This is a genomic window from Bacillus timonensis, assembly GCF_000285535.1.
GTDB lineage: Bacteria > Bacillota > Bacilli > Bacillales > Bacillaceae_L > Ferdinandcohnia > Ferdinandcohnia timonensis.
Genome location: NZ_HE610985.1, coordinates 1108677 through 1132822, shown reverse-complemented (window position 1 = coordinate 1132822; position 24146 = coordinate 1108677). Strand labels below are relative to the sequence as shown.

Below are 24146 nucleotides of genomic sequence, written 5' to 3'. Positions count from 1 at the left end.
TACTCTATGAAAAACCTTTTTCCCAATTTTGTAAAGTGAAAATTCGAAATAATTATAGGGAAATCAAGACAGAAACCGACAATGCAAATTTTTAGACATTCGCTTTACCTTGTTTGAAATTTCTGATAAATTTAATGGTAAGATAGTATTCAGATAAGGAGGAGGAGGCATGGCATGAAATACAGAAGATTGGGACGTTCGGGCCTTAAGGTGAGTGAAATCAGTTTAGGAAGTTGGCTAACTTTTGGTAAAACAGTAGATGAACAAATGGCTATGAAAACCGTTCATAAAGCATATGAACTTGGTATAAATTTTTTTGATACGGCAAATGTGTATGAGAGAGGGGAAGCAGAGCGAATATTAGCGGGCGCGTTAAAGGAGTACCCACGCGAATCATATTGTCTAGCAACAAAGGCTTTTGGGGCAATGGGAGATGGTCCTAATGATAAGGGATTATCAAGAAAACATATTATGGAGCAAGTTCATGCAAGCTTAAAACGAATGGATTTAGATTATGTCGATGTGTTTTATTGTCATCGCTATGATATAGATACTCCTGTGGATGAGACACTACGTGCAATAGATGATTTGATTAGGCAGGGGAAAATTCTGTATGCCGGTGTGAGTGAGTGGACTGCTGCTCAAATTCAAGAAGCTATTGCTGTTGCAGATAAATATTTATTAGATCGAATTATTGTTAATCAACCTCAATACAACATGCTGCACCGTGACATCGAGGATGAAATTATCCCTGTTTGTGAAAAGAATGGTATTTCCCAAGTTGTGTATTCTCCGCTCGCCCAAGGTGTGTTAACAGGGAAATATAGGGGAGGCACAATCCCTACCGGAAGCAGGGGAGCAAATTCTCAAGTGAATTCATGGGTTAAAAACATTATTAACGGAATTGTTTCAACAAAGATTGATAGACTTGAAGAATTTGCAAACGAATTAGGGGTTACACTGCCAGAATTGGCACTATCCTGGATCCTGAGACAACACAATATTGCGAGCACACTCGTTGGAGCCACAAATCCGGAACAAATTGAAGCGAATGCCAAGGCGACTGACTTAGTACTTGGATTTGATGAGATTAAGAGAATTGAAGCAATCCTAACAGTATAGTGTTCGATAAAAAACAAGCTCACTTTCGAAAAAGTGAGCTTGTTTTACTCATCGTGTAGAGGAAAACGGATTTGAACTGTTGTACCTTTTCCTTCAATACTATCAATTTCAATGGTCCCATTGTACATATTGACAATTCGTTTACAGATCACAAGCCCGAGCCCAGTACCGGTATCTTTATTCGTAAAAAATGGATGATACACCTTTGCAAGAATCTTTTTTGGAATTCCGACACCAGTGTCTTTTATCGTCAGCAAACAAGAATTCTCTTCTTTTTGAATCGAAATCGTTAAATGGCCTCCATCCTTTTGCATCGACTCAATTGCATTTTTTGCTACATTTAAAACAACTTGTTTGATATTGTCATTTGAGCACATGATATATAGTGGTAATGAAGTAAGTTGTAAATCAAATTCTATATTATAAAGGTTTGTTTCGGATTTAATAATTGGTTGGACTTCTTTCACAATTTCGTTAATATCATAGCTTTTTCGTTTATCAGCAGTAGGTTTGCCAAGAATTAAAAATTCATTGACAATGTCATTGATTCTTGTAATCTCTTGCTGAATGACTGAAAAATAAAATTGATCAGTCGGGTCTTTGTGTTTTTCACTTAAAAGTTGTATGAGCCCCTTAACCCCTGTTAATGGATTTTTTATCTCATGAGCCGTACTCGCAGCTAGTGTTCCTACTAATTCCAATTTCTGAAGCTCATTTTCCTCCCGTTCGCGGCTGGCTTGGCGTTTTAAGAGAAGATATTTTCCGAAAAGAAATAGAATATGAGTAAGAATCAACACGATACCACTAAAGATAATTGAGTTTAAAATAAACTCCTTTTTATGTGTCAACGTCTTTCGAGGTCGAGCTTCAATCATCCAATTCACGTTATCAAGCTCTGTACGAATGATATCTGTATCTAGGGAGTGAAAATCTTGATTCGTGTTAATCAATTCCTGTCCTGTATAGTCTACCACTCTCAAAATTTCATCAGGTGATAAAACCTTAATCACATTTTCTAAATAATCCAAGCGAAGGCTAAAGAGTAGAACACCCTCAACCTCATTTGAACTTAAAACGGGAGTCGCAATTGTAACAATAAATCTTCCTGTTACAACACCTTTATGTGCTGGTGAAATAACAGTCCGTTTTGTTTGGATCGCCTGTTTAAAATATTCCCGATAGCCAATATTTACTTTTTTATCTAAACCGAGGGATGACACAAGTATATCCCCCTCTGGGTTAGCCCAGTAAAGCCCAGAGAATCGTTCATCTTTTTTATGTATCGAAACTAGTATGTTTTTGATCTCTTCATTACTATTCTTATTTTCTAGGACAATCCCAAGAGTCTCAGTTCCGGCAATTGTTTCCCCAATAAATCGATCAATATAACTAGAATGAAATTGTACCATTTCTTCTGTCTCGGTAGTCTGTTTTTTAATGAAAGATTGATAATGATAATTCGTAAATAAAATACTTCCTACCGTGGTAGGCAAAATGACAATAAATAAATATACAAGTATATTCTTTAGAACCTGAGATTCTATTTTCAAACACATTCTCCTTACCATTTTCTTGTAAAATATTATATCAAAATGAGAAAGACAAGCCTATTAAATTTTAGGCAAAATATATTGACCAATTGTCACTTTTTGTATACGGTTAGTACGAAGTTAAGGAGGGAAAACGATTGTGAATTGGGATGAAGTGTATCAAACAGCAAAGCAATGGACACTAGAAGCGGGAGAAATCCTTCGAAAAGCTACGAAGGAAAGTGTAAATGTAGAGTATAAAACGTCTGTTGCAGATTTAGTGACAAATAAGGATAAAGAAATTGAGCAATTCTTTATTGATCACATTAAGACAAAATATCCAGCTCATTTCTTTTTAGGTGAAGAGGGTCTTGCAAGTGATCAGGAATACAATGCCGAAAAGGAAATTGTGTGGATTGTTGACCCGATAGATGGAACAACAAATTTCGTGCATCAAAAAAGAAACTTTGCTATTTCAGTTGGAATTTATGAAAAAGGAAAGCCCCGGATTGGAATTGTATACGACCCAATTGCTGACGAGATGTTCCATGCATTAACAGGAGAGGGCGCTTATCTAAATGAGCAGTTGTTGCCAAAACTCGCAGACAAAAAATTAGAAGAGGCCAATATTAGTATATGCCAACTTTGGTTAGTTCCAAATGACAAAGTGGATCATTCAATATTTATTGAAATGGTTCAAAAGGCGAGAGGAACAAGATATCTGGGCTCAGCTGCACTTGAAATTGTTTATGTGGCTTGTGGACGATTAGAAACTTATTTTGATTTTCGATTGTCCCCATGGGATATTGCAGGGGGGATGGTTATCTTAGGGGAAGTCGGGGGTGTCATGAAGACATTAGAAAATCAGCCGTTCTCCGTGTTTTCACCGGAAACAACAATATTCTCAAATAATAAAGTTTTATCTGAAATTCAGGAGACAATTATCACGAAAAATAGGTAGAAAGCATTATTGACGTAATGTGAATGTAAATAAATTGTAAAAAAAACAAAATTTAAGTCGAAATTCGAAATATTTTAATATATAATAAATAGGGTTTTACTTTTACATCACATTTAGGGGGAAAGAAAATGAAAAAGTTTTTAGCTTTGCTAATGGCAATTGGTATGCTTTTTGTAATCGCAGCGTGTGGCTCTGATGACAAAGACAATGCTGGCGATGATAATGCAAAAGGCGGCGACGAAGGAAAGACTGAAGAAGTTACTGAATTAACAATGGGATTCATTCCTTCTCAAGAAGCTGACACTATTGCAGACAATGTTAAACCACTAGAAGAGTACTTAACTGAACAGCTTGGTGTACCTGTTAAAGCAGAAGTTATGATTGACTTCGTTGGTCTTGTAGAAGGTATGAGAACAGGTCAAGTAGATATTGGTTTTACAAACCCATTTGGTTATGTTCAAGCTAAAGAACGTGCTGATGTAGACGTGTTAGTAAAAGCGATTCGCCATGGATCAGATACATACAAAGCTCAATACATTGCAGCTGCGGATTCTGATTTAAACTCTATTGATGACATCGTTGCTAAAGAAGGCTTAACTTGGGCATACGGGGACCCTCTATCAACTTCAGGTTTCCTATTTCCGGCATCACAATTAATGGAAATGGGTATTGAAAATCTTGATACTTTCTTCAACCAAACAGCTGTGCAAAGCCATGACAATGCTGCACTTGCTGTATTAGATGGTTCAGCTGACTTCGCGACAACTTTCACAGATGTTCGTGATAACTTAGAAAAAGATATTCCGGATGTAAAAGACAAACTAAAAGTAATTGGTTACACAGAAGAAATTCCAAATGACGGAGTATCTGTTCGTAAGGACTTACCAGAAGATATGAAAGCTAAAATTAAGGAAGCTTTCTTAGCAATCAACGACAAGCCTGAGGTATTAAAAGTAATGAATGAGGTATACACTTGGGACGGGATTGCGGAAGCAACCGACGAAGAATTTGATGTCGTTCGGGAAGTTTACGAAAAGTTTAAAGATCAATTAGGCGAATAATTAAGATTAAAATTAATTAGCCAATAAAAAGTATAAAGGGAGAGGAGACATCTTCTCTCCTTTTTTATCAGAAAATTCGTAACTGAAAAACAAGAATTTAAAATAGATAAATGAACCCGCACTAAGCTTGTTGGAATTACAAAGTATTATCGTTTTATTTTTAATGAATGTAAAGGAGCACGGTTATGATTGAATTTAAAAATGTTTCTTTAACTTATCCAAATGGACATCAGGGGTTGAAAAATATTAATGTCACTATTAATCCTGGTGAATTCATTGTTGTGGTTGGTTTATCTGGCGCTGGAAAATCCACCTTTATCAGAAGTATTAATCAATTGGTTAAACCTACTGATGGAGAGTTAATCATAGATGGCAAAGACACATTGAAATTTAAGGAAAGAGATTTAAAGAAATTACGAACAAAAATCGGTATGATTTTCCAAAACTATAACCTTGTCAATCGTATGTCAGTTCTTCGTAATGTATTAACTGGAAGACTTGGCCATATTGGAACAGTGAAAAGTCTATTAGGTCTTTTTTCTCAAGAAGATAAAGAACTGGCATTAACTAATTTGAAGCGTGTAGGAATTGAAGAAAAAGCATATACACGTGCAGACCAACTAAGTGGTGGACAACAACAACGTGTAAGTATTGCGAGGGCGCTAACTCAAAAGCCCACTGTTATCTTAGCTGACGAGCCTGTAGCGAGTCTTGACCCACCTACCTCACACATCGTCATGAGAGATTTAAAGAGAATTAATCAAGACCTTGGGATTACAACCATTGTTAATTTACACTTTATTGATATGGCTATGGAGTATGCTGATCGTATTATCGGTATGAGAGCAGGAGAAATTGTGTTCGATGGTCCTGCATCTACTGTGAACGAAAAAACATTCGAGCAAATATATGGTCGTCCAATCAAGGATGGAGATATGCGCGGGAGTGTTGAAGAATGAGTAAACAAGCTGTTAAGAAAATACCAGTAGTACCAACTAAGACAAAGGCTACCATTGGTAGTATTTTTACAGTGGTAATTGCATTTTATGTAATTTCAGCAACTTTCACTGAAGCTTATCCTAATAAAATTGCGACCGGTATGCCCATTGTATTGGATTTTATTGTTAAGGATCTATTTCCGCCTAATCTCGGATATGCCGATACAGTACTAGAAAGCTTGATTGAAACATGGAATATGGCACTGCTAAGTACAACTTTATCAGCAATTATTGCGCTACCAATCAGCTTTTTTGCGGCATCAAATATTAATAAGAACAAAGGATTTTATAATATAGTCCGTTTCATATTAAACATTCTGCGTACGATTCCAGAATTAATTTTAGCTGTTATACTTGTTGCGTTAGTAGGAATAGGCGCATTAGCAGGTGTGTTGGCATTATTTATCTTTTCTGTAGGAATACTTGCAAAATTAATAAGTGAAACAATTGAGGCAATTGACCCGAATCCATTAGAGGCAATCCGTGCTACTGGTGGTAATATTGTGCAAGTCATATGGTATGGTGTTTTGCCACAAATTTTGCCACATTTTACGTCATATTCATTATATGTTTTAGAAATTAATGTTCGTGCTTCTGTTGTATTAGGATTTGTTGGTGCTGGTGGTATTGGTTTAATCCTTAAAAAACAATTAGCGATGTTTAATTATGGCAACGTATCAACAATTGTCATCATGACGTTTATAGCGGTTACGATTATTGACTTTATTAGTAACCGAATAAGGGAGCGATTGATGTAATGAGCAAAACAACAGATTTATTAAAACCACCACCAAAAAAGGGAAAATGGAAGATTGTTGTAATCTCTCTTGTCTTACTTTATTTATACTATATTGCTTTTACGATGACCGATTTAACCTATCGAGGGTCACTCTTAAGTCCTGTAACAATTTTTAAAAGACTCTTTTGGGATTCACTTTTTATGCCGGAAATCCATTCGAAAATACCAGAGTACGCCTATTATATGCTGGAATCTATACTGATTGCATACGCAGGTACATTAATTGCAGCAATTCTTGCGATACCGTTTGGTTTTTTAGCAGCACGAAATATTTCGAAAATATCAACAATAGGTAAATGGATTTTAAATGGAATCAGAGCCTTTCCAGAAATTATGTTAGCTATTATTTTTGTAGCAGCAGTAGGTATTGGGCCATATGCTGGTGTTTTAGCTGTTGGAATCCACTCAATCGGTATGCTTGGAAAGTTATATTCAGAAGTTGTTGAATCGATTGATATGAAGGTATTAGAAGCGTTAAAGGCAAATGGTGCAAACCGTATTCAAGTGATATGGTTTGGTGTTATTCCACAAATCATTCCCCAATTTTCAAATTATGCATTGTATCGCTTTGAAGTCGATGTTAGAGCTTCAACCATCCTAGGAATCGTCGGAGCGGGCGGTATTGGTGCGCCATTAATTATTGCTTCTATGCAACGGAACTGGGAACAAGTTGGAATGATGCTAATCATCATTATTGTGGTCGTTACAATCCTTGATTTTATAAGCGGAAAGATTCGTAGCAAACTTGTTTAAAAACAGAGCACTTCCGATATGGAAGTGCTATTTTTGTAAAAGAATAGAAATTCTCACACTCCAAATTGGTAAATTTGTGTATACTTAAAATTGACCCTAGATAAAAGAGGTAACTAAGATGAAATCTATTACAATTACAATTCTTGAAACTAGTGATATTCACGGCAATATTTTTCCGATTAATTATGGAAGTAATGATAAGGCAGAGCTCGGACTTGGTAAAATTGCAACTGTCATCAAACAAGAAAGAAGGCGGAATAGGAACACAATCGTTATAGATAATGGAGACTTAATACAAGGGACACCTTTAACCTATCATTATGTTCGATCAAATAGTCATAAACCAAATCCAATGATTGCACTATTAAATGATTTACATTATGATGCAGCTGTTGTTGGAAATCATGAGTTTAATTATGGAATGGACGTATTACAAAAGGCCATAAACGAATCAAATTTCCCGTGGCTGTCTGCAAATATATTAAATGAAAAAGGGGAACCATTTATTGGAAAACCTTATTTATTGATTGAACTCGAGGATGGGGTTAAGGCTGCGATACTTGGTGTCACCACACACTATATTCCGAATTGGGAGAATCCTGAACATATTAAAGGGCTAACCTTTGATGATGCGTTGGAGTCAACGAAAAAATGGGTAGAGAAAATCCGGACTGAAGAAAATCCAGACATCATGATTGTTTCCTACCATGGTGGATTTGAAGCGGATTTAGAAACGGGTGAACCCACTGAAAAACTTACAGGGGAAAACCAAGGATACCGAATTTGTACAGAAATTGAGGGGATTGACCTTTTATTAACTGGTCATCAACACCGGTCCCTATCAGGAAAAGTAAATGGTGTTCCAATTGTGCAGCCAAGTTTTAATGGTCAAGCTATTGGAAAAGCTACAATCACACTTATGAGAAATGAAGACATGTGGACGATTACTGAATCAAAACCTGAACTCATTTTCGTTAACGAAATCGAAGCGGATGAAGCCTCACTTCAGTTAGTAAAAGAATATGAGTATGAGACACAGGAATGGTTGGACAAACCAATTGGTCAAGTTATCGGAAATATGACAATTGATGATCCATTAAAAGCACGCCTAAAGGATAATGCCCTTGTTGAATTTATTAATAAGGTGCAAATGGAAGTGGCCAAAGTGTCTATTTCAAATACAGCTCTTTTTAATAATGTTACAAAAGGATTTCCATCAAACATTACAATGAGAGACGTTGTCTCAAATTATATTTATCCAAACACGTTAACTGTTATCCGAATAAGTGGAAAAGACTTGAAGGAAGCACTAGAAAGAAGTGCAAGCTATTTTATCCTTGAAAATGGGGAGGTAACGGTAAATCCATCCTTCACAACGCCAAAGCCACAGCATTACAATTATGATATGTGGGAAGGTATTGACTATATTTTCGATTTGACTAAACCAATAGGTGAGCGTGTCGTCCGATTATCCTTTAAGGGAAACCCAGTTCGACCAGACGGCGAGTATGATGTAGTTATGAATAACTACCGTGCAGGTGGTGGCGGGGAATATGTCATGTTTAAGGATAAGCCGATTATTAAGGATATCCCTCTTGATATGTCAGAGTTAATTGCAAATTATATCCTTGAAAGAGGTACAATTGAAGCTACTGTTAATAATAATTGGAAAGTTATTTGGTAATAAATAAGAAGCCCATGGAGTGATCCATAGGCTTCTTATTATTTAGGCTGTTCGATATTCGGTTGGATTAGAACTTCAACACGTCTGTTAAGTTTTCGCCCTTCAGGTGTATCATTTGTCGCAACTGGCTCATATTCACCAAGGCCACGAGCACTAAAGCGTCTTGGGTCAAGCTTTTCATTTTCTAATAAAATACTCATAAAATTAACTGCACGCATGACACTTAAATGCCAGTTGCTTTTAAATTCACGATTATTCATCGGAACAGTATCGGTATGTCCACTAACGATAATATTGCGTGGTGGGTTCATTACCAAAAGTTCCGAAATTTCACGAGCTAGTTTAACGTCCTCTGGTCTAACGTCTGCTTTCCCTGGATTAAAGAAAGCCCCATCCTGAATCGTAACGAGTAACCCTTCATCTGCTAAACGGGTTTTAAGACTTAAATCTAAACCATTCTCTGTGATATATCCATTGATTTTTTTCTGTAATTCCTTTAATTCTTCTTGCTCTTGTTTTTCTCTTTCTTTTTCTTTATCTTTTTCGATTGCCGCATTATCAATTTCTACAGGTTCTGGACTTTCATAATCTAAAAAGGAAGTTCCACCCTTAAAGACATTATTAAAGGAGCTTGCGAGTTTTTGGAATTTCTGAGCATCCACATTACTCGCAGCAAATAGAACGATGAACAGTGCGAGTAGTAAGGTTAGAATGTCCGCATATGGTACCAACCATGATTCATCCATATGCTCATCGTGCTTTGATTTACGTTTTCTCCTAGCCATCTATCATTTCACCCTCAATCATAACCTTCCCGCGATCTTTATTTGATAGATACATTGAAAGTTTTTGCTCGATTGCTCGTGGAGATTGACCTTCAAGTACAGATAACACGCCTTCAATCATAACTTCCTTCATTTTAATTTCTTGTTTTGATTTTTGTTTTAACTTATTTGCAAATGGGTGCCATAGCACATATCCTGAGAAAATCCCGAGCATTGTCGCAACGAATGCGGCTGCTATCGCTTCACCAAGTGCATCTGTATCGTCCATGTGACCGAGGGCAGCAATCAGACCCACAACAGCACCCAATACACCCAATGTTGGTGCATATGTACCAGCTTGAGAGAAAATCGAAGCACCCGATAAATGACGTTCTTCCATGGCTTCTATTTCTTCCGTCATTACATCGCGGATAAATTCAGCACTTTGTCCATCGACCGCCATGCTTAAACCGTTTTTTAAGAATGGATCATCCACTTCAGCAACTTTGACCTCAAGTGCTAAAAGCCCTTCCTTACGGGCAATGGTTGCCCAGTTTGAGAACATAGGAATTAGTTCTTCAACACTTAACATCTTTTTTTCCTTAAAAAGCACCCCAAAAAGCTGTGGTACCCTTTTTAATTCACTTGATGGAAATGCAATAGTAACGGCCGCAATTGTTCCAATAATAATAATTAAAAAGGCAGCAGGGTTTAATAATGCTGTAAATGGAACTCCTTTTAATAACATACCTACAAATACCGCGATTAAACCTAGAATGACTCCTATTAATGACGATTTATCCAATTTGTATCACCTATGCTTTCATACGTTGTTACGAGAGTAGTGTTCAGGGTTTGATAAAATTTATCTTTCTACTATGCTTTATATCGACAAAAGTGGACAAGTTTTTAAGGGAAACTTATTAATTTCTAATTAATATTTTGTAGTGGAAAAATTATGTAGTAGTAGTTTACAATGAAAAGGTATACATATTCTATCCTAAGATGGAAAAGGGGGAACTTCTATGAATTTTAACGATTTCCAGTATGAACGTCCTAACATGGACCAGGTAGAGAAAACATTTGATGTAGCGCTTGAAAAATTTAAAAACGCAACAAATCCCGTTGAACAAGATGAAGCAATGAAAGAAATCATTTCAATACAACGAACCGTTGAAACAGCTTTTAACATTTGCTATATCAGACATACAGTGGATACGAATGATGAATTCTACAAACAGGAACAGGATTATCTTGATGAAATACAGCCACTTGTACAAGGCTTAATTACAAAGTACTATGAAGCACTTGTTGCTTCTAAATTTCGCACTGAATTAGAAAATAAATGGGGAAAACAACTGTTTGATTTTGCAGAAACACAAATTAAAACGTTTACGCCTGAGGTTGTTGAGGACCTACAATTGGAAAACAAACTTTCATCAGAATATACGAAGCTTGTTGCCTCAGCCAAGATTATGTTTGAAGGGGAAGAACGGACTTTAGCGCAGATACAACCATTTACTGAATCAAAGGATCGTGAAATGCGGAAAAAGGCAAATGAAGTTCGTTTCGCATTTTTCAAGGAGCATCAAGAAAAATTTGATGAAATTTATGATCAACTTGTAAAAGTACGGACACGTATAGCCCATAAGTTAGGCTATAAAAACTTCGTTGAGCTTGCCTATGTAAGATTATCAAGAACGGATTATAATGCAGAAATGGTTGCAAACTTTAGAAAGCAAGTTAAGGAACATATTGTTCCACTAGCAGTGAAGCTTCGTGAGCGCCAAGCAGAACGTATAGGACTAGATAGCTTAAAATATTATGATGAGTCATTCAGCTTTAAATCTGGAAATCCAGTACCAAAGGGTGGGCCAGAGTGGATCATCGAAAATGGAAAGAAGATGTATGAAGAGCTGTCTGAAGAAACAAAAGAATTCTTCCAATATATGATTGATACGAATTTAATGGACCTTGTTGCAAAAAAAGGGAAAGCTGGTGGTGGTTATTGTACGTATATTAGTGATTACCAAGCACCATTTATTTTCTCGAATTTCAATGGAACTTCTGGGGATATAGATGTGTTAACACATGAGGCAGGGCACGCATTCCAAGTGTATTCAAGTAGACATTATGAGGTTCCTGAATACAACTGGCCAACGTATGAAGCTGCTGAAATTCATTCAATGAGTATGGAATTCTTTACATGGCCTTGGATGGAATTATTCTTCAAAGAAGATACAGACAAATATAAGTTTTCTCATTTAAGTGAAGCACTATTATTCTTGCCATATGGTGTTGCAGTCGATGAATTCCAACATTTTGTCTATGAAAATCCACAATGTACTCCTGCTGAGCGCAACAAAGCATGGAGAGAAATCGAGAAAAAATATATGCCACTTCGTGATTATGATGGCAATGAATTTTTAGAGCAAGGTGGATTCTGGCAGCGTCAAAGCCATATTTACACAACTGCTTTCTATTATATTGACTATACACTTGCTCAAATTTGTGCGTTCCAATTCTGGAAAAAATCAAGAGAAAACCATGACCAAGCTTGGGCAGACTATGTTCATCTTTGTAAACAAGGTGGAAGCAAGCCATTCATCGAGCTTGTGAAGGTCGCAAACCTACTTTCTCCATTTGAAGAAGGAACAGTCGAGTCTGTAGTTGGTGAAATTGAGGCATGGCTTAATAGTATCGACGACAAGCAACTGTAAAAAAAGGCTGTGGGAAACCACAGTCTTTTTTAAATTTTCAAATTAAATGTTAGTTTATGCAAAAAACGTTGATAAAGGATATAATAAAAACATCAAATTGAAATTGAGGGTGTTTTCATGATTCATTTAAAGACAAAAAGAGAAATTGAATTAATGCGCGAAGCGGGACAAATTTTGGCAGCCTGCCATAAGGAAATTCGCAAAATGATTCAGCCAGGAATTACAAGCCTAGAAATTGACAACTTTGCGGAAGATTTTATTAAGAAGAATGGTGCTACGCCTGAACAAAAAGGTTACAAGGGCTATAAATATGCAACATGTGCATCAATTAACGATGAAATCTGCCACGGCTTCCCTAGAAAAGAACCATTAAAAAATGGTGATATCGTAACGATTGATATGGTTGTAAACCTCGGTGGCGCACTTGCTGACTCTGCATGGTCATATGGTGTGGGGGAAATCTCTCCAAAAGCGGCGAAGCTTCTTGATGTTACAAAAACAGCAATGTATAAGGGGATTGAGCAAGCTGTAATCGGGAATCGTCTGGGAGACATTGGTCACGCAATCCAGTCCTACACAGAAGGAGAAGGTTTTTCAGTTGTGCGTGATTTTATCGGACATGGGATTGGACCAACAATGCACGAAGAACCACAGGTTTTACACTACGGTCTCCCAAATAAGGGATTGCGTTTAAAAGAAGGTATGGTTTTCACAATTGAACCAATGGTTAATGTCGGAAAATGGCAGTCAACCATGGACAAAAATGGTTGGACAGCACGTACAATTGATGGCAGCCTGTCTGCACAATATGAGCATACATTAGCCATCACACAAGATGGACCACTTATTTTAACTGATCAAGACGCGTAATAACAAAAAAGTGTCACATAGACTAATGTGGCACTTTTTTTGTTAAAGAAATGTTTCAAGTAATGTTGGAATAAAGGAATTGGCAACCCAATGAAAATAGAGTGGAAAAAATACGACAAGTAAATTTCCGTATAAACAGTATCTACAATAAAACTTCTTCGTCGAACTAGGCTCCTCTGCAATTGAAGCAAAAACTGCTCCCACCAAACTAACAAAAATAAAGAAACCATACCCAAATAAAGGACCAAACCTCACGTTGAACAAAATAAACCCTGCAGATGAAGCGTTCAAAATGAATAAGAAAAAGGACATAAGTAAGAAAATCCTTGGAATAACGGACATGTTTTCCACCTCATTAATGTATATGAGGCAAAATCTTGGTTAATGCTCTGGAAAGATATCAACTATATAAATTTTTCCAAAAATTACTTGTGGGCATTCTAAAAATATGATTAAATAAATCAACTATATTACATCATTAGGAAGAGGAGTAGAGGAGAAAATGATTACAATAAAACGGTTGTCCCAATGTAATCTTGAAGATGCGGTAGTTGCATGGAATAAAGGATTTGAGGGTTACTATTTTGATATGACGATGACGGTCGATCTTTTTACAAGGAGAATGATTTTGGAAGGGCTTTCTCCAAGTCTTTCAGTCATTGCCTATGATAAGGAACGACCAATCGGGATTATTTTAAACGGTATTCGTCTAATTAACGGAAAAAAGATTTCTTGGAATGGAGGTACAGGGGTTGACCCTGAATACCGCGGCAAAGGTGTTAGTAAGAAGCTAATTGAAGCTGTGCTAGCAATCTATGAAGAAGAAAATGTAGAAGTTGCAACACTTGAAGCTGTTAAAGAAAATGTGAGGGCGATTGCCTTATATGAAAAATTCGGCTATAAAACGGTAGATGAGTTGGTGCATTTACAGAATATGGACGGATTATCGAAGGATGCATTTTTATTAGAAAACGGTCAGTATGCCTTTAAAAAAGGACTACCAATCGACGCGTCAAAGGTCCCGTTCTATAAAGCGTTAGTACCCTGGCAAACTCAATGGAACAATGCTCGTGACGGTGAATCAATCTTGGCATTGGATGATAACAAAGCTATTGTTGGATATGCAATCTTTAAAAGGCTGTTCAATGAGGAAGGTAACCTTCAATCTATTATTCTACTGCAATGCGAGTCCGAGCCATCGAATAATAGGAAAGAAGACATTGTAAGGAATCTGTTACGTATGGTATATGTCCCAACGGATTTTCATGTCGTAAGAACTGCAGCAAATTTGTCAATGTCGAATAAAATTGTCCGGGATTTACTAGAAAAAGAAGGATTTAAAGTGAAAGCAAAGCAAGTCTTTATGGTGAAATGAGTTATTAGAATTTTTCGATTAATCGTTTTAACCTTTATTCTGGGGGAGGGTAAATGAAGAGAATCATTTTACGTGATGTCACGATGGAAAATTTACATGATGTCATTCGCTTGAAATCAGAGGATAAAGAGTTTGCTTTGTTCGAGAAATGGATTGCTTCAAATGTTTTTTCGCTTGCCCAGGCTAAAGTTCAACCAGATTGGGTAACAAAGGCAATTTATGATGGTATGCAGTTAATTGGTTTTACGATGTACGGACTTGAAAATGAGCGAAATCGTTTTGAATTATGTCGAATCATGATTGATTATAAATATCAAGGAAAAGGGTATGGAACCGCTGCTGTGAAGGAAATTATTGTTGAAATGGTACGGACATTGCCCTATTGTGATGAGATTTACTTGTCGGTTATCCCAACAAACAAGGCTGCTATACATGTATATACAAAAGCAGGATTTACGAAAACAGGTGAAATTATTAAAGGATTTGTCGATGAAGATGTTTATTGTTTCAAGGTCTAGAAGGGAGTAAGTAAATGAAAGCAATTTTTATTGGAATTATCTCATCCCTTTTTTTTGCTGTTACGTTTATTCTAAACCGATCGATGGAGCTTTCTGGTGGTAGCTGGCTTTGGAGTTCTTCATTGCGGTATTTTTTTATGCTGCCATTTTTAATAGGGATTGTTCTCATAAGAAGAAATATGAGGCAACTTCTTCATGAGCTAAAAATAAATACGACAAAATGGATGCTGTGGAGTACGATTGGGTTTGGATTATTTTATGCGCCGCTTACTTTTGCAGCCTCATCAGGCCCAGGCTGGTTAGTTGCCGGAACATGGCAATTTGTTATAATCGCTGGTCTATTGGTAGTTCCTTTTTTTATAAAGCAGTGGAAACGGAAAATAGTGTACAAAAGGTACGTGAAAAAATCCCTGTAAAAGGGCTCCTTTTTTCTAGTTTTATTTTTATTGGAATTATCTTGATCCAGCTACAGGAAGCGGATGGAGGCATTGGAATGGAGATGCTGCTTGTCGGGATACTTCCAGTAATAGTTGCCGCTTTTGCGTATCCATTAGGGAATAGAAAAATGATGGAGCATTGCAAAAATAATTTTGATACGTTTCAGCGTGTTCTTGGAATGACACTTGCATCGACACCGTTTTGGTTGATTATTGCTGGAATCGGAGGTGTGACTACGGGGATGCCAAGTAAGGAACAGGTATTTCAATCCTTTCTTGTCGGGATTTCTTCTGGGATTGTTGCAACCGTGCTTTTCTTTTTTGCGACTGAGCTTGTAAAGCATGATCAAAATAAGCTCGCAGCCGTAGAAGCCACCCAAGCAACCGAGATTATCTTTGTAATTATTGGTGAGGTCCTTCTGTTAAGTGCGCCTTTACCATCGATGCATTCCATCATTGGACTTTTGATGATAGCAGGAGGAATGATCCTGCACAGTATGTTCTCAAATCGAAAGACACCAATCAAGGTAAAGGAATTGGATACAAAATCGATATGAAAAAATGCAGAGCAAAATGGCTCTGCATTTTTGTAATTATTTTACAACAATTTTATTATCTACAACTGTTACATGTAAGCTTGTTTGATTTTCACTTTCTAAAAGAACATCTGTAATCTGATCCTCAAGCTGTTCTTGGATGACACGACGTAATGGACGTGCACCAAATGCTGGGTGGTAGCCAAGTTCAGCTAGTTTTTGTTTCGCTTCATCATCAACTTTGATGGTTACTTCTTGTTCTTTAAGAGTTGTTTCAAGATCATGTAACATTAGATCGACAATTTGTAGTAGATGTTCTTTTTCAAGTTGTTTAAATTCAATAATGGCATCAAATCTGTTTAAGAATTCTGGTTTGAAGAAGGAACCTAGTGAATCAAGGATAGATGATTCTTTGTAGGCATCGGTTTCTGCCTTTTCGAAACCAACTGTGATTTTCTTAGGTCCGCCGACACCGGCATTACTTGTCATGATAATCACTGTATCCTTGAAGCTTACTGTACGACCTTGGCTGTCTGTTAAACGACCATCCTCTAAAATTTGCAGGAACATATGCTGAACGTCAGGATGTGCCTTTTCAATTTCATCCAAAAGGATGATGCTATAAGGGTTCCGACGAACTTTTTCAGTAAGTTGACCAGCTTCCTCATGACCAACATATCCCGGAGGTGAACCGATAATTTTAGAGACAGAGTGTTTCTCCATGTACTCACTCATGTCGAGTCGAATCATGGCATCCTTCGAACCGAATAATTCTTCAGCAAGTGTCTTCGTTAATTCTGTTTTTCCGACACCAGTTGGCCCAACAAAGAGGAAGGAACCGATTGGTCGAGTTTTGGCTTTTAAACCTGCACGACTACGACGAACTGCTTTTGCAACTTTCGTAACGGCTTCTTCTTGACCAATTACCTTTTTCGCAAGGTTCTCAGCAAGATGCTTCATTTTTTGTTGTTCATTTTCTTGTAGCTTACCAACAGGAATACCTGTTTTCTTTTCGATAATTTGTTGGATATTCGCAACATCAATAACGTGTTCTTCTTTGGTTTCTGGGTTATTTAATTGCTTTTCAAGAAGAATTTCTTGATGTCTTAATTTCGCTGCTAATTCGTAGTTTTCTTCTCCAGCAGCTTTTTCTTTTTCAGCGGCAATTTTTGCAAGCTCTTCTTCAATATCCTTTGGATTATTTCCACCAGATAGTAGGTTCATTTTTGAACCAGCTTCATCAAGCAAGTCAATTGCTTTGTCTGGTAAAAATCGGTCTTGAATATAACGATGTGATAATGTTACACAAGCTTGAATCGCTTCATCTGTATATTTTACACCATGGAAATCTTCATATTTTCCTTTAATTCCCTCAAGAATCTGAATGGCCTCATCAACCGTTGGTTCATCCACAATGACAGGTTGGAAACGACGCTCTAATGCAGCGTCTTTTTCAATTTGACGATATTCCTTAAGTGTGGTTGCACCGACAACTTGAAGTTCACCACGAGCAAGAGCTGGTTTTAATATATTACCTGCATCCATTGAACCTTCTGCTGAGCCAGCACCAACTATAAGGTGAATTTCATCGATAAAAAGAATAATATTTTTATGTTTTTGAAGCTCCGCAATCAATTGCTTCATTCTTTCTTCAAATTGACCACGAATACCAGTGTTTGCAACGAGTGAAGCGACATCAAGAAGATAAACTTGTTTATTTGCAAGTTTACTTGGTGCTTTTCCTTCAGCAATTTGTAGGGCTAACCCTTCTGCAATTGCAGTTTTACCTACACCCGGCTCCCCAATTAGAACAGGGTTATTTTTATTACGGCGGTTTAGAATTTCAGTGACACGTTGGATTTCTTCGTCACGGCCGACTACTGGGTCGATAAGTCCAGCCTTTGCCAATTGAGTAAGGTTTCGACCGAAATGATCAAGAAGACCTCCGCCATTTCCACCGTGTTTTGGTTGTGTTTGTTGTTGATTTATTCCCATTTGTTGACCAAAGGCACCACCTTTAAATAAATCATCAAATGTAAAATTAGGGAAACCGTACATTCCTGAAGGTATCTTCATGTTGTTCTTCTCCTTTGCATAACACTCACTGCAAAGCTGAATTTGTCGCTTATCATTGTTCACTTGTACGTGCAACTGAACAGTTGCTTCATTTTTCTTACATGCTTGACAAATCATAAAACAACTACCTCCTTGAATTTTGACTATCTTTGACCAATGAATCATTAAAATAGGTCGATGTGATGTTTGACCATCTTTGACCTTATGTCTACATTATACTTTGACTATCTTTGACTTTCAAGTGAAAAGTCCTAGAAATTTTTTCCGGGGATTCCAAGTGAATAGCTCGTCTTATTTTTAAAACTTGTACATATATATCAAGTAACAGAGACATAATGAGGTGGCTATTTGTGCGAGAAAATTGGGGGGCAGCATTCCAAATTGGTGCTGTATACGTTGGAACAATCGTTGGAGCGGGCTTTGCAACAGGTCGTGAAATAGTTGAGTTTTTTACCCAATATGGAGTATTTGGCTTGTTCGGAATCGGGATCAGCGGTTTTCTTTTTATATGGTTGGGTACAAGAATCATGATTATTGCAAACCGGATTCAAGCAAATTCATATAAAGAATTTAACGAATACTTATTTGGAAGAAAAATCGCACTTTTTGTGAATGCACTAATGCTTCTTGTGTTGGTTGGGGTAACATCCGTTATGCTTTCAGGTGCAGGTGCCGTTTTTCATGAACAATTGGGATTATCCTATCAGCTTGGAATCTTCTTAACTTGTATACTTTCGATTGTTGTACTGACATATGGAATCAAAGGTTTGTTTGGTGTAAATATGTTTGTTGTACCGATTATGATTTTCTTTAGTGTTGTGTTAGCAGTAGAAGTCCTTTTTACAGATGCATCAATTCTTGTTGGTATGCCTCAATCCGAGTCACCAAGTCTAAAATGGATGATTTCACCGTTTTTATATGCAGCATTTAATTTAACAATGGCAATGCCAGTTTTAGTACCACTAGCAAAGGAAATAAATCATGAAAGAACATTAAGGTGGGGTGGATTGCTCGGCGGCGGTGCACTATGTCTCATCTTAGTAACTAGTAATATTTCGTTGTCGGCTTTACCAAATGTAGAAGTATTTGAAATCCCGATGGCTGAAGTGATGAAAAATTTCATGGCTTCCTTTTATTGGTTATATATCCTCGTGATTTATGGAGAAATTTTTACATCAGTGATTGGAAACTTATTTGGAATAGAACGTCAATTAAAAACAATCATTAAACTACCTTCAATCATAATTGTGATTGGAATTCTTTCAATCGCATATGTAATTAGTCAATTAGGTTATGGTTCATTGATTTCATTTTTATATCCATTGTTTGGATACATGAGTTTGATTTTATTAGTTCTATTGGCAAGACCGATGAAACGCTAATTCAGGAAATCAAAGAGGTGTCTGAAGAGTCCTCTACTGAAATAGATAAGAACTCGAAATGGAAAGGAAAAATAATAATTTCAGGCAAAGTGAATAAGATATCAGCTAGGAGGTCGAAGAAGGTATATTTACCATCCATCGCTCTCCTTTTTTTACGTTTCTTTATGTGCTAAGCACCCTTTTTTAAAATAATGGGAAAAGCACCAGCATAAATAAATTGAAGACAAGATGGGAAAGGATTGTTAAATAAATATTTCGTTTCCACATATATAATGTTCCCCAAACGACTCCACCTGCAAATGTCGCAAGCAAGAAAAGCGGGTTGAAGGTATAAAAGTTGGCAGACGTATAGAAAAGAGAGGATATGACAATTACGACTAGCTTGTTTTCGAATTTTGCCTCAATATTCTTCTGAATATAGCCTCTCCAAAATAGTTCTTCACCCGGAATGATGATGAGAAATAGTGCAACAAAATGCCAAACTAGCTGTGGTTGAATTTTCATATATAAATCAGCCACTTCATCTAGCATGTTTGGAAAAAGTAATGAGGAGCCCAGTTTTCCAATAAAGAAGAGGCCATACATTAAGATACCGAAAAAGATAGCGATGAACAGTTTTGATACTGAGATTTTTTTATAATCAAAGGTACCGAAACGGATTGCGGCTAAAGATAAAAGGAAAAAGGATATTGAAAAAATAACCCAAAAAGGAATGCTGGAAAGGAAACTCGTCGCTAATAAAATATGTACCAATAGCAATAAAAGATAAAAAGGTTTATGCATGTTGTTGTTCCTCTTTACTTAAAATATGTCGTAGTTATTTTAACATGAACGAAATTTTTTTAGAATAAATAACCGTCGGTGATTTATCCTAATGATGATGATTTAACTTTATTCAGTAAAAGCCCCTTAACTTTTTTAGTGGTGGACACATGCTACTGAGATTTCAATTGCGTTGGGTCACACCTTGGCTGAATAAAGTTAAAGCCTCCGGCGGAAATCACAGATTTTGAAGGGAGTAAATTGCGCAAGCGTAATTCAAAATCTGGATATAATTACGTCGAGGCGTAATTGATAAGGTAAGGAGAGATTCTACATGACACAATCAAAACGTCAACAAGAACGCCAATGGACAGTTAGAAAACAATCACAAAACCCACATGGTAAAGTAAAATCCTTTGAACAACTGGCTGAAGAAGCAGGGAAGGATACAAAAGAATAAAGAGAAAGCGGCGCGCACACTCAGTTTTTGGGTGTGGGCGTTTTTTTGTGGTGTTGGTTTTTAGAATTTTCTATAATTAATCAGACATATGAGTGGTTTAAAGGTGGGTTTTTCTAGTAAAGGGTAGTGGTTTCCATATTCTTACAAAAGCGGAGGCGTAAACACGGTTTAATGGCGAGGTCCTTCTAATTTTTTTCAATAATGTTGGTATAAAGGAAGTTTATTGGTATACATTTTCCACAGTTATCCAAATGTCATACCATAATAATAATTTATATACAGTTTCTAGTTATTTACAAAAGCCACGTCATAAACGTGGGATAACAGTATAGTTTTTTCTGAAGACTGTTTTGGTAAAATTTGATGCTTTTTTAATCTTGTGCAAAGGGACATAGTATTGTCCATCCAGTGTTTTCAGTGGATGATACAAAATTCTCGAAAATGCGGGGCATTCAAACTTCTATAAAACCTCAAAATTCCAATTCATTTTCATTGAGAAATATCGGGAACCGAAATATAATTAACAAATGACTACCTAACAAATCATGTAAATTGAATTTGGAAAGAAGGAACATTATGGGGCAAGAAGACATGAAAGAATATAAAATTGGGGTTCTGTTTACGGTAATGGCTTATATTGCATGGGGAATATTGCCTCTTTATTGGAAATTGATTGACACTATCCCAGCAATGGAGATTCTAGCTCATCGGATTGTTTGGTCGCTCGTTTTTGTGCTAGGTATTATTCTTATTTCTAGGAAAGGGAAACAACTAGCGACGACACTTAAGGAAATCGTTAAAAGCAAGACCAAGCTAATCGGCATTATTGCTTCATCTATTCTCATTACCATCAACTGGGTGACGTTTATTTGGGCGGTCAATTCAAATCATATTATTGATACGAGTCTTGGGTACTACATCAACCCATTAGTGAGTGTTCTTTTAGGAATCATCGTTCTTAAGGAACGACTTTTGTTTTGGCAAGGAATCTCATTTGTGTTAGCTGGTATCGGTGTTCTTATTTTGACCATTCAATACGGAAGCTTCCCATGGGTTGCTTTTACACTCGCATTAAGCTTTGGTTTTTATGGATTAACGAAGAAGCTTGCAAAGCTTGATTCCTTAATTGGTCTAGCGATGGAAACAATGGTGGTTACACCAATTGCACTCATTTATTTGGCATTTCTTTATAAAGGTGGAGTCGATTCCTTTACTGGTGCAACTTTTGATGTGAAATTATTATTGATGGGGGCTGGAATTGCCACAGCATTACCTTTACTTTGGTTTGCTGCTGGAGCAAACAGAATTCCATTATCAGTAGTTGGGATTTTACAATACATTGCACCAACAATAAGCCTACTATTAGGAGTATTTCTGTATCATGAGCATTTCACAAAGGTTCACTTCATTACATTTTTATGTATTTGGACATCCTTGCTCATCTACTCCTTCTCAAAATCAAAATTTTTAACATCAATTCAACCGAAATTCACAAAAGATAAATCATTAGGTGCGTAAAAGGCGAAAGGGAGCGATCGTTTGATGATCTGCTCCCTTTCCATTAGATTGTTGTGACAATCTTATAATTTTTATGATTTACGACAGTACGACTCTCTAAATCTAGATCTCTATAATTGTCCATATATGTTAAATCAACTATAACTGAGTTTTCATTTACTTTTTCCACGATCCCTTTAAGTCCTTCTTTGAACTCAATAATGTCGCCAATTTCTGCAATTTTCATAATGTTACCCTCCCTAGCATTCTATGAATCGTCGATACCCTTCATAAAGTGCTTTGATTTACAAAAAAAACTTTTTTTTTATATTTTGCCTTACTTTTGTAATTAAGTAAAGCGTTTTCATAGATATTTTATTAAAAATATGGAAAAAAATGTGACAATCTCTTAAAATTTTTTTATATTTAATAAATAAGCTTATTACTCTTATTCAGTAGACCCACATCTATCAGTAGTATTATGAATGTATGTAGATTTTACAGTTGTTAAATACCCGGCTGAATTAAAGTAATGCCTTCGGCGAAAGCCACGATTTTCAACCGAAATTTTACGAATAACTCTAATGAAATCGGGCGTAATACGCCAAGGCGCATTTGATAAAGGAGAGTTAGAAAAATGAAAGACGTAGGTTTAGTTTTAGAAGGTGGAGGAATGCGTGGGGTTTATACTGCAGGCATTCTTGAATATTTTATGGAACAAAATATATATTTTCCATATGTCATTGGCGTATCTGCTGGAGCTTGTATGGCAGCGTCATATCTATCAAGACAGATGGGAAGAAACCGAACGGTGAATATTGACTTTGTCAATCACCCAAACTATTTGTCATTCCGGAATTTTTTGAGAAATAAGCAGTTATTTGGGATGGATTTTATTTTTGATGAGATTCCGAATAAACATGTGCCATATGATTATGAATCTTTTTATCAATCAAAAGAGGAATTCGTGGTGGGAACAACTGATTGTGAATCAGGACAACCGGTATATTTTAAAAAAGACGATTATGGAAATGACATGCTTAAGATTATCCGTGCATCAAGTTCATTGCCATTTGTTGCACCAATCATTGAATTTAAAGGAAAAAGTTATTGGACGGAGGCATCACTGATCCGATTCCATTAGTAAAAGCACAGCAGGATGGCAATCAAAAAATGTTGTGATTTTGACTCGCAATAGAGGTTATTTAAAAAGAAGTCAAATATGACATGGGTTGTCAGACGTTCTTATAAACAATATCCTAATCTCGTAAAAGCGATGGAAACAAGATATAAGCGTTATAATGAAACAATTGCTTATATAGAACAGGAAGAAAAAGAGGGAAGGATTTTTGTGTTTAGCCCAACCGAACCACTTGAGGTTGGTAGAGTTGAACGGGATCCTGTAAAACTAACCAAACTATATGAACTTGGGCTAAAGGATGCAAGTACGCAGTTTGATAAATTTCAAAAGTGGTTATCAGTGTAATCAGCAAAAAAGGTGCCCCAGGGAGACACCTTCATTTTAGTTTATCTTCCAAATCCACCCATTGGGCCTTGATATTGTCCACATGTGCAACCAGGTCCATGTGGGCCCATCATTGGAGGTGCCATCATTCCAGGATTACTAGGTCCTTGAGGGTTGAAGCCACCCATCATAGGTCCAGCACCAGGTCCTTGAGGGTTAAACCCACCCATCATAGGTCCAGCACCAAATCCTTGAGGGTTAAACCCACCCATCATAGGTCCAGCACCAGGTCCTTGAGGGTTAAACCCACCCATCATAGGTCCAGCACCAGGAACTTGAGGGTTAAACCCGCCCATCATAGGTCCAGCACCAGGAAC

Annotated in this window: 21 protein-coding genes and 3 pseudogenes; 16 read left to right on the top strand and 8 right to left on the bottom strand. The window is 36.8% G+C overall.

Annotated features, from left to right (window positions below; translation table 11 throughout):
* The first annotated feature begins 174 nt into the window (after window positions 1-174).
* Window positions 175-1122 carry an aldo/keto reductase family protein gene (locus BTHG_RS05895; protein ID WP_010283258.1) on the top strand — a complete coding sequence of 316 codons (948 nt, stop codon included), beginning with the start codon at window positions 175-177 and terminating at the stop codon, window positions 1120-1122.
* Window positions 1123-1166: 44 nt separating this feature from the next.
* On the opposite strand, the gene BTHG_RS05890 is transcribed toward BTHG_RS05895, so the two are convergent.
* Complete coding sequence (locus BTHG_RS05890) at window positions 1167-2672, bottom strand: ATP-binding protein (RefSeq protein WP_010283257.1); 1506 nt, start codon at window positions 2670-2672, stop codon at window positions 1167-1169.
* Between the two features lie 139 nt (window positions 2673-2811).
* Between BTHG_RS05890 and BTHG_RS24325 the strand changes: the two genes are divergently transcribed.
* The 6 genes from BTHG_RS24325 (at window position 2812) to BTHG_RS05860 (ending at window position 8907) form a co-directional block, all read left to right on the top strand.
* Complete coding sequence (locus BTHG_RS24325; protein ID WP_010283256.1) at window positions 2812-3612, top strand: inositol monophosphatase family protein; 801 nt, start codon at window positions 2812-2814, stop codon at window positions 3610-3612.
* 128 nt (window positions 3613-3740) lie between these two features.
* Window positions 3741-4673 (top strand): phosphate/phosphite/phosphonate ABC transporter substrate-binding protein, encoded by a 933-nt coding sequence (phnD, locus tag BTHG_RS05880; protein WP_010283255.1) that lies wholly within the window; start codon window positions 3741-3743, stop codon window positions 4671-4673.
* Between the two features lie 185 nt (window positions 4674-4858).
* The gene (gene phnC, locus BTHG_RS05875) at window positions 4859-5632 is read left to right on the top strand and encodes a phosphonate ABC transporter ATP-binding protein (RefSeq protein ID WP_010283254.1); all 774 of its coding nucleotides are present in this window, start codon (window positions 4859-4861) and stop codon (window positions 5630-5632) included.
* Window positions 5629-6429: a phosphonate ABC transporter, permease protein PhnE gene (phnE, locus tag BTHG_RS05870; protein ID WP_010283253.1), complete on the top strand. Its 801-nt coding sequence runs from the start codon at window positions 5629-5631 to the stop codon at window positions 6427-6429. The genes phnC and phnE (BTHG_RS05870) overlap by 4 nt, the downstream gene beginning before the upstream one ends.
* Window positions 6429-7223: a phosphonate ABC transporter, permease protein PhnE gene (gene phnE, locus BTHG_RS05865; protein ID WP_010283252.1), complete on the top strand. Its 795-nt coding sequence runs from the start codon at window positions 6429-6431 to the stop codon at window positions 7221-7223. Before phnE (BTHG_RS05870) ends, phnE (BTHG_RS05865) begins: the two co-directional genes overlap by 1 nt.
* A 118-nt stretch (window positions 7224-7341) precedes the next feature.
* Window positions 7342-8907: a bifunctional metallophosphatase/5'-nucleotidase gene (locus BTHG_RS05860; RefSeq protein ID WP_010283251.1), complete on the top strand. Its 1566-nt coding sequence runs from the start codon at window positions 7342-7344 to the stop codon at window positions 8905-8907.
* Between the two features lie 38 nt (window positions 8908-8945).
* Here the strand turns inward: BTHG_RS05860 and motB are convergent, their stop codons facing one another.
* Window positions 8946-9692 carry a flagellar motor protein MotB gene (gene motB, locus BTHG_RS05855; protein ID WP_010283250.1) on the bottom strand — a complete coding sequence of 249 codons (747 nt, stop codon included), beginning with the start codon at window positions 9690-9692 and terminating at the stop codon, window positions 8946-8948.
* A complete protein-coding gene (gene motA / locus BTHG_RS05850) occupies window positions 9685-10476 on the bottom strand; it encodes a flagellar motor stator protein MotA (protein WP_010283249.1) in 792 nt (263 codons plus the stop codon). The genes motB and motA overlap by 8 nt, the downstream gene beginning before the upstream one ends.
* A gap of 220 nt (window positions 10477-10696) precedes the next feature.
* Here motA and BTHG_RS05845 point away from each other — a divergent pair, with 220 nt between their 5' ends.
* Window positions 10697-12391, top strand: a complete 1695-nt coding sequence (locus tag BTHG_RS05845) for a M3 family oligoendopeptidase (protein ID WP_010283248.1) — start codon at window positions 10697-10699, stop codon at window positions 12389-12391.
* Window positions 12392-12508: 117 nt separating this feature from the next.
* Window positions 12509-13261 (top strand): type I methionyl aminopeptidase, encoded by a 753-nt coding sequence (gene map, locus BTHG_RS05840; protein ID WP_010283247.1) that lies wholly within the window; start codon window positions 12509-12511, stop codon window positions 13259-13261.
* A 42-nt stretch (window positions 13262-13303) separates the two neighbouring features.
* Here map and BTHG_RS05835 read toward each other — a convergent pair whose 3' ends face one another.
* Window positions 13304-13603, bottom strand: a complete 300-nt coding sequence (locus BTHG_RS05835; protein WP_010283246.1) for a hypothetical protein — start codon at window positions 13601-13603, stop codon at window positions 13304-13306.
* Between the two features lie 160 nt (window positions 13604-13763).
* On the opposite strand from BTHG_RS05835, the gene BTHG_RS05830 reads away from it, so the two are divergent.
* The 3 genes and pseudogenes from BTHG_RS05830 to BTHG_RS24320 all read left to right on the top strand — a co-directional run bounded on the left by BTHG_RS05830 (window position 13764) and on the right by BTHG_RS24320 (window position 16148).
* Window positions 13764-14636: a GNAT family N-acetyltransferase gene (locus tag BTHG_RS05830; RefSeq protein ID WP_010283245.1), complete on the top strand. Its 873-nt coding sequence runs from the start codon at window positions 13764-13766 to the stop codon at window positions 14634-14636.
* Window positions 14637-14689: 53 nt separating this feature from the next.
* Complete coding sequence (locus tag BTHG_RS05825) at window positions 14690-15154, top strand: GNAT family N-acetyltransferase (RefSeq protein ID WP_010283244.1); 465 nt, start codon at window positions 14690-14692, stop codon at window positions 15152-15154.
* A 14-nt stretch (window positions 15155-15168) separates the two neighbouring features.
* Window positions 15169-16148, top strand: a pseudogene (locus BTHG_RS24320) (DMT family transporter).
* 36 nt (window positions 16149-16184) lie between these two features.
* Here the strand turns inward: BTHG_RS24320 and BTHG_RS05815 are convergent.
* Window positions 16185-18320 carry an ATP-dependent Clp protease ATP-binding subunit gene (locus BTHG_RS05815; protein ID WP_010283241.1) on the bottom strand — a complete coding sequence of 712 codons (2136 nt, stop codon included), beginning with the start codon at window positions 18318-18320 and terminating at the stop codon, window positions 16185-16187.
* Between the two features lie 233 nt (window positions 18321-18553).
* On the opposite strand from BTHG_RS05815, the gene BTHG_RS05810 reads away from it, so the two are divergent.
* Window positions 18554-19585, top strand: coding sequence for a YkvI family membrane protein (locus BTHG_RS05810; protein ID WP_010283240.1), 1032 nt, complete (start codon window positions 18554-18556; stop codon window positions 19583-19585).
* A 183-nt stretch (window positions 19586-19768) separates the two neighbouring features.
* Here the strand turns inward: BTHG_RS05810 and BTHG_RS05805 are convergent, their stop codons facing one another.
* Window positions 19769-20368 (bottom strand): CPBP family intramembrane glutamic endopeptidase, encoded by a 600-nt coding sequence (locus BTHG_RS05805; protein ID WP_010283239.1) that lies wholly within the window; start codon window positions 20366-20368, stop codon window positions 19769-19771.
* Window positions 20369-20681: 313 nt separating this feature from the next.
* Here BTHG_RS05805 and BTHG_RS27285 point away from each other — a divergent pair, with 313 nt between their 5' ends.
* Together BTHG_RS27285 and rarD are read left to right on the top strand one after the other, a co-directional pair.
* Window positions 20682-20807 carry a DUF6254 family protein gene (locus BTHG_RS27285; RefSeq protein ID WP_010283238.1) on the top strand — a complete coding sequence of 42 codons (126 nt, stop codon included), beginning with the start codon at window positions 20682-20684 and terminating at the stop codon, window positions 20805-20807.
* 576 nt (window positions 20808-21383) lie between these two features.
* Window positions 21384-22325, top strand: a complete 942-nt coding sequence (rarD, locus tag BTHG_RS05795) for an EamA family transporter RarD (protein ID WP_010283237.1) — start codon at window positions 21384-21386, stop codon at window positions 22323-22325.
* Between the two features lie 43 nt (window positions 22326-22368).
* Here the strand turns inward: rarD and BTHG_RS05790 are convergent, their stop codons facing one another.
* Window positions 22369-22551 (bottom strand): YkvS family protein, encoded by a 183-nt coding sequence (locus BTHG_RS05790; protein ID WP_010283236.1) that lies wholly within the window; start codon window positions 22549-22551, stop codon window positions 22369-22371.
* Between the two features lie 390 nt (window positions 22552-22941).
* Between BTHG_RS05790 and BTHG_RS24315 the strand changes: the two are divergent.
* Window positions 22942-23790, top strand: a pseudogene (locus BTHG_RS24315) (patatin-like phospholipase family protein).
* 41 nt (window positions 23791-23831) lie between these two features.
* Here the strand turns inward: BTHG_RS24315 and BTHG_RS27620 are convergent.
* Window positions 23832-24146: pseudogene (locus tag BTHG_RS27620) on the bottom strand (hypothetical protein); the annotation flags it as partial.

What these genes read in the sequence shown, in the direction of transcription:
- BTHG_RS05895 (WP_010283258.1), top strand. Translation starts at nt 175, where the DNA reads ATGAAATACAGAAGATTGGGACGTTCGGGCCTTAAGGTGAGTGAAATC.
- phnD (WP_010283255.1), top strand. Translation starts at nt 3,741, where the DNA reads ATGAAAAAGTTTTTAGCTTTGCTAATGGCAATTGGTATGCTTTTTGTA.
- phnC (WP_010283254.1), top strand. Translation starts at nt 4,859, where the DNA reads ATGATTGAATTTAAAAATGTTTCTTTAACTTATCCAAATGGACATCAG.
- phnE (WP_010283253.1), top strand. Translation starts at nt 5,629, where the DNA reads ATGAGTAAACAAGCTGTTAAGAAAATACCAGTAGTACCAACTAAGACA.
- phnE (WP_010283252.1), top strand. Translation starts at nt 6,429, where the DNA reads ATGAGCAAAACAACAGATTTATTAAAACCACCACCAAAAAAGGGAAAA.
- BTHG_RS05860 (WP_010283251.1), top strand. Translation starts at nt 7,342, where the DNA reads ATGAAATCTATTACAATTACAATTCTTGAAACTAGTGATATTCACGGC.
- motB (WP_010283250.1), bottom strand. Translation starts at nt 9,692, where the DNA reads ATGGCTAGGAGAAAACGTAAATCAAAGCACGATGAGCATATGGATGAA.
- BTHG_RS05845 (WP_010283248.1), top strand. Translation starts at nt 10,697, where the DNA reads ATGAATTTTAACGATTTCCAGTATGAACGTCCTAACATGGACCAGGTA.
- map (WP_010283247.1), top strand. Translation starts at nt 12,509, where the DNA reads ATGATTCATTTAAAGACAAAAAGAGAAATTGAATTAATGCGCGAAGCG.
- BTHG_RS05835 (WP_010283246.1), bottom strand. Translation starts at nt 13,603, where the DNA reads ATGTCCGTTATTCCAAGGATTTTCTTACTTATGTCCTTTTTCTTATTC.
- BTHG_RS05830 (WP_010283245.1), top strand. Translation starts at nt 13,764, where the DNA reads ATGATTACAATAAAACGGTTGTCCCAATGTAATCTTGAAGATGCGGTA.
- BTHG_RS05825 (WP_010283244.1), top strand. Translation starts at nt 14,690, where the DNA reads ATGAAGAGAATCATTTTACGTGATGTCACGATGGAAAATTTACATGAT.
- BTHG_RS05815 (WP_010283241.1), bottom strand. Translation starts at nt 18,320, where the DNA reads ATGATTTGTCAAGCATGTAAGAAAAATGAAGCAACTGTTCAGTTGCAC.
- BTHG_RS05805 (WP_010283239.1), bottom strand. Translation starts at nt 20,368, where the DNA reads ATGCATAAACCTTTTTATCTTTTATTGCTATTGGTACATATTTTATTA.
- BTHG_RS27285 (WP_010283238.1), top strand. Translation starts at nt 20,682, where the DNA reads ATGACACAATCAAAACGTCAACAAGAACGCCAATGGACAGTTAGAAAA.
- rarD (WP_010283237.1), top strand. Translation starts at nt 21,384, where the DNA reads ATGGGGCAAGAAGACATGAAAGAATATAAAATTGGGGTTCTGTTTACG.
- BTHG_RS05790 (WP_010283236.1), bottom strand. Translation starts at nt 22,551, where the DNA reads ATGAAAATTGCAGAAATTGGCGACATTATTGAGTTCAAAGAAGGACTT.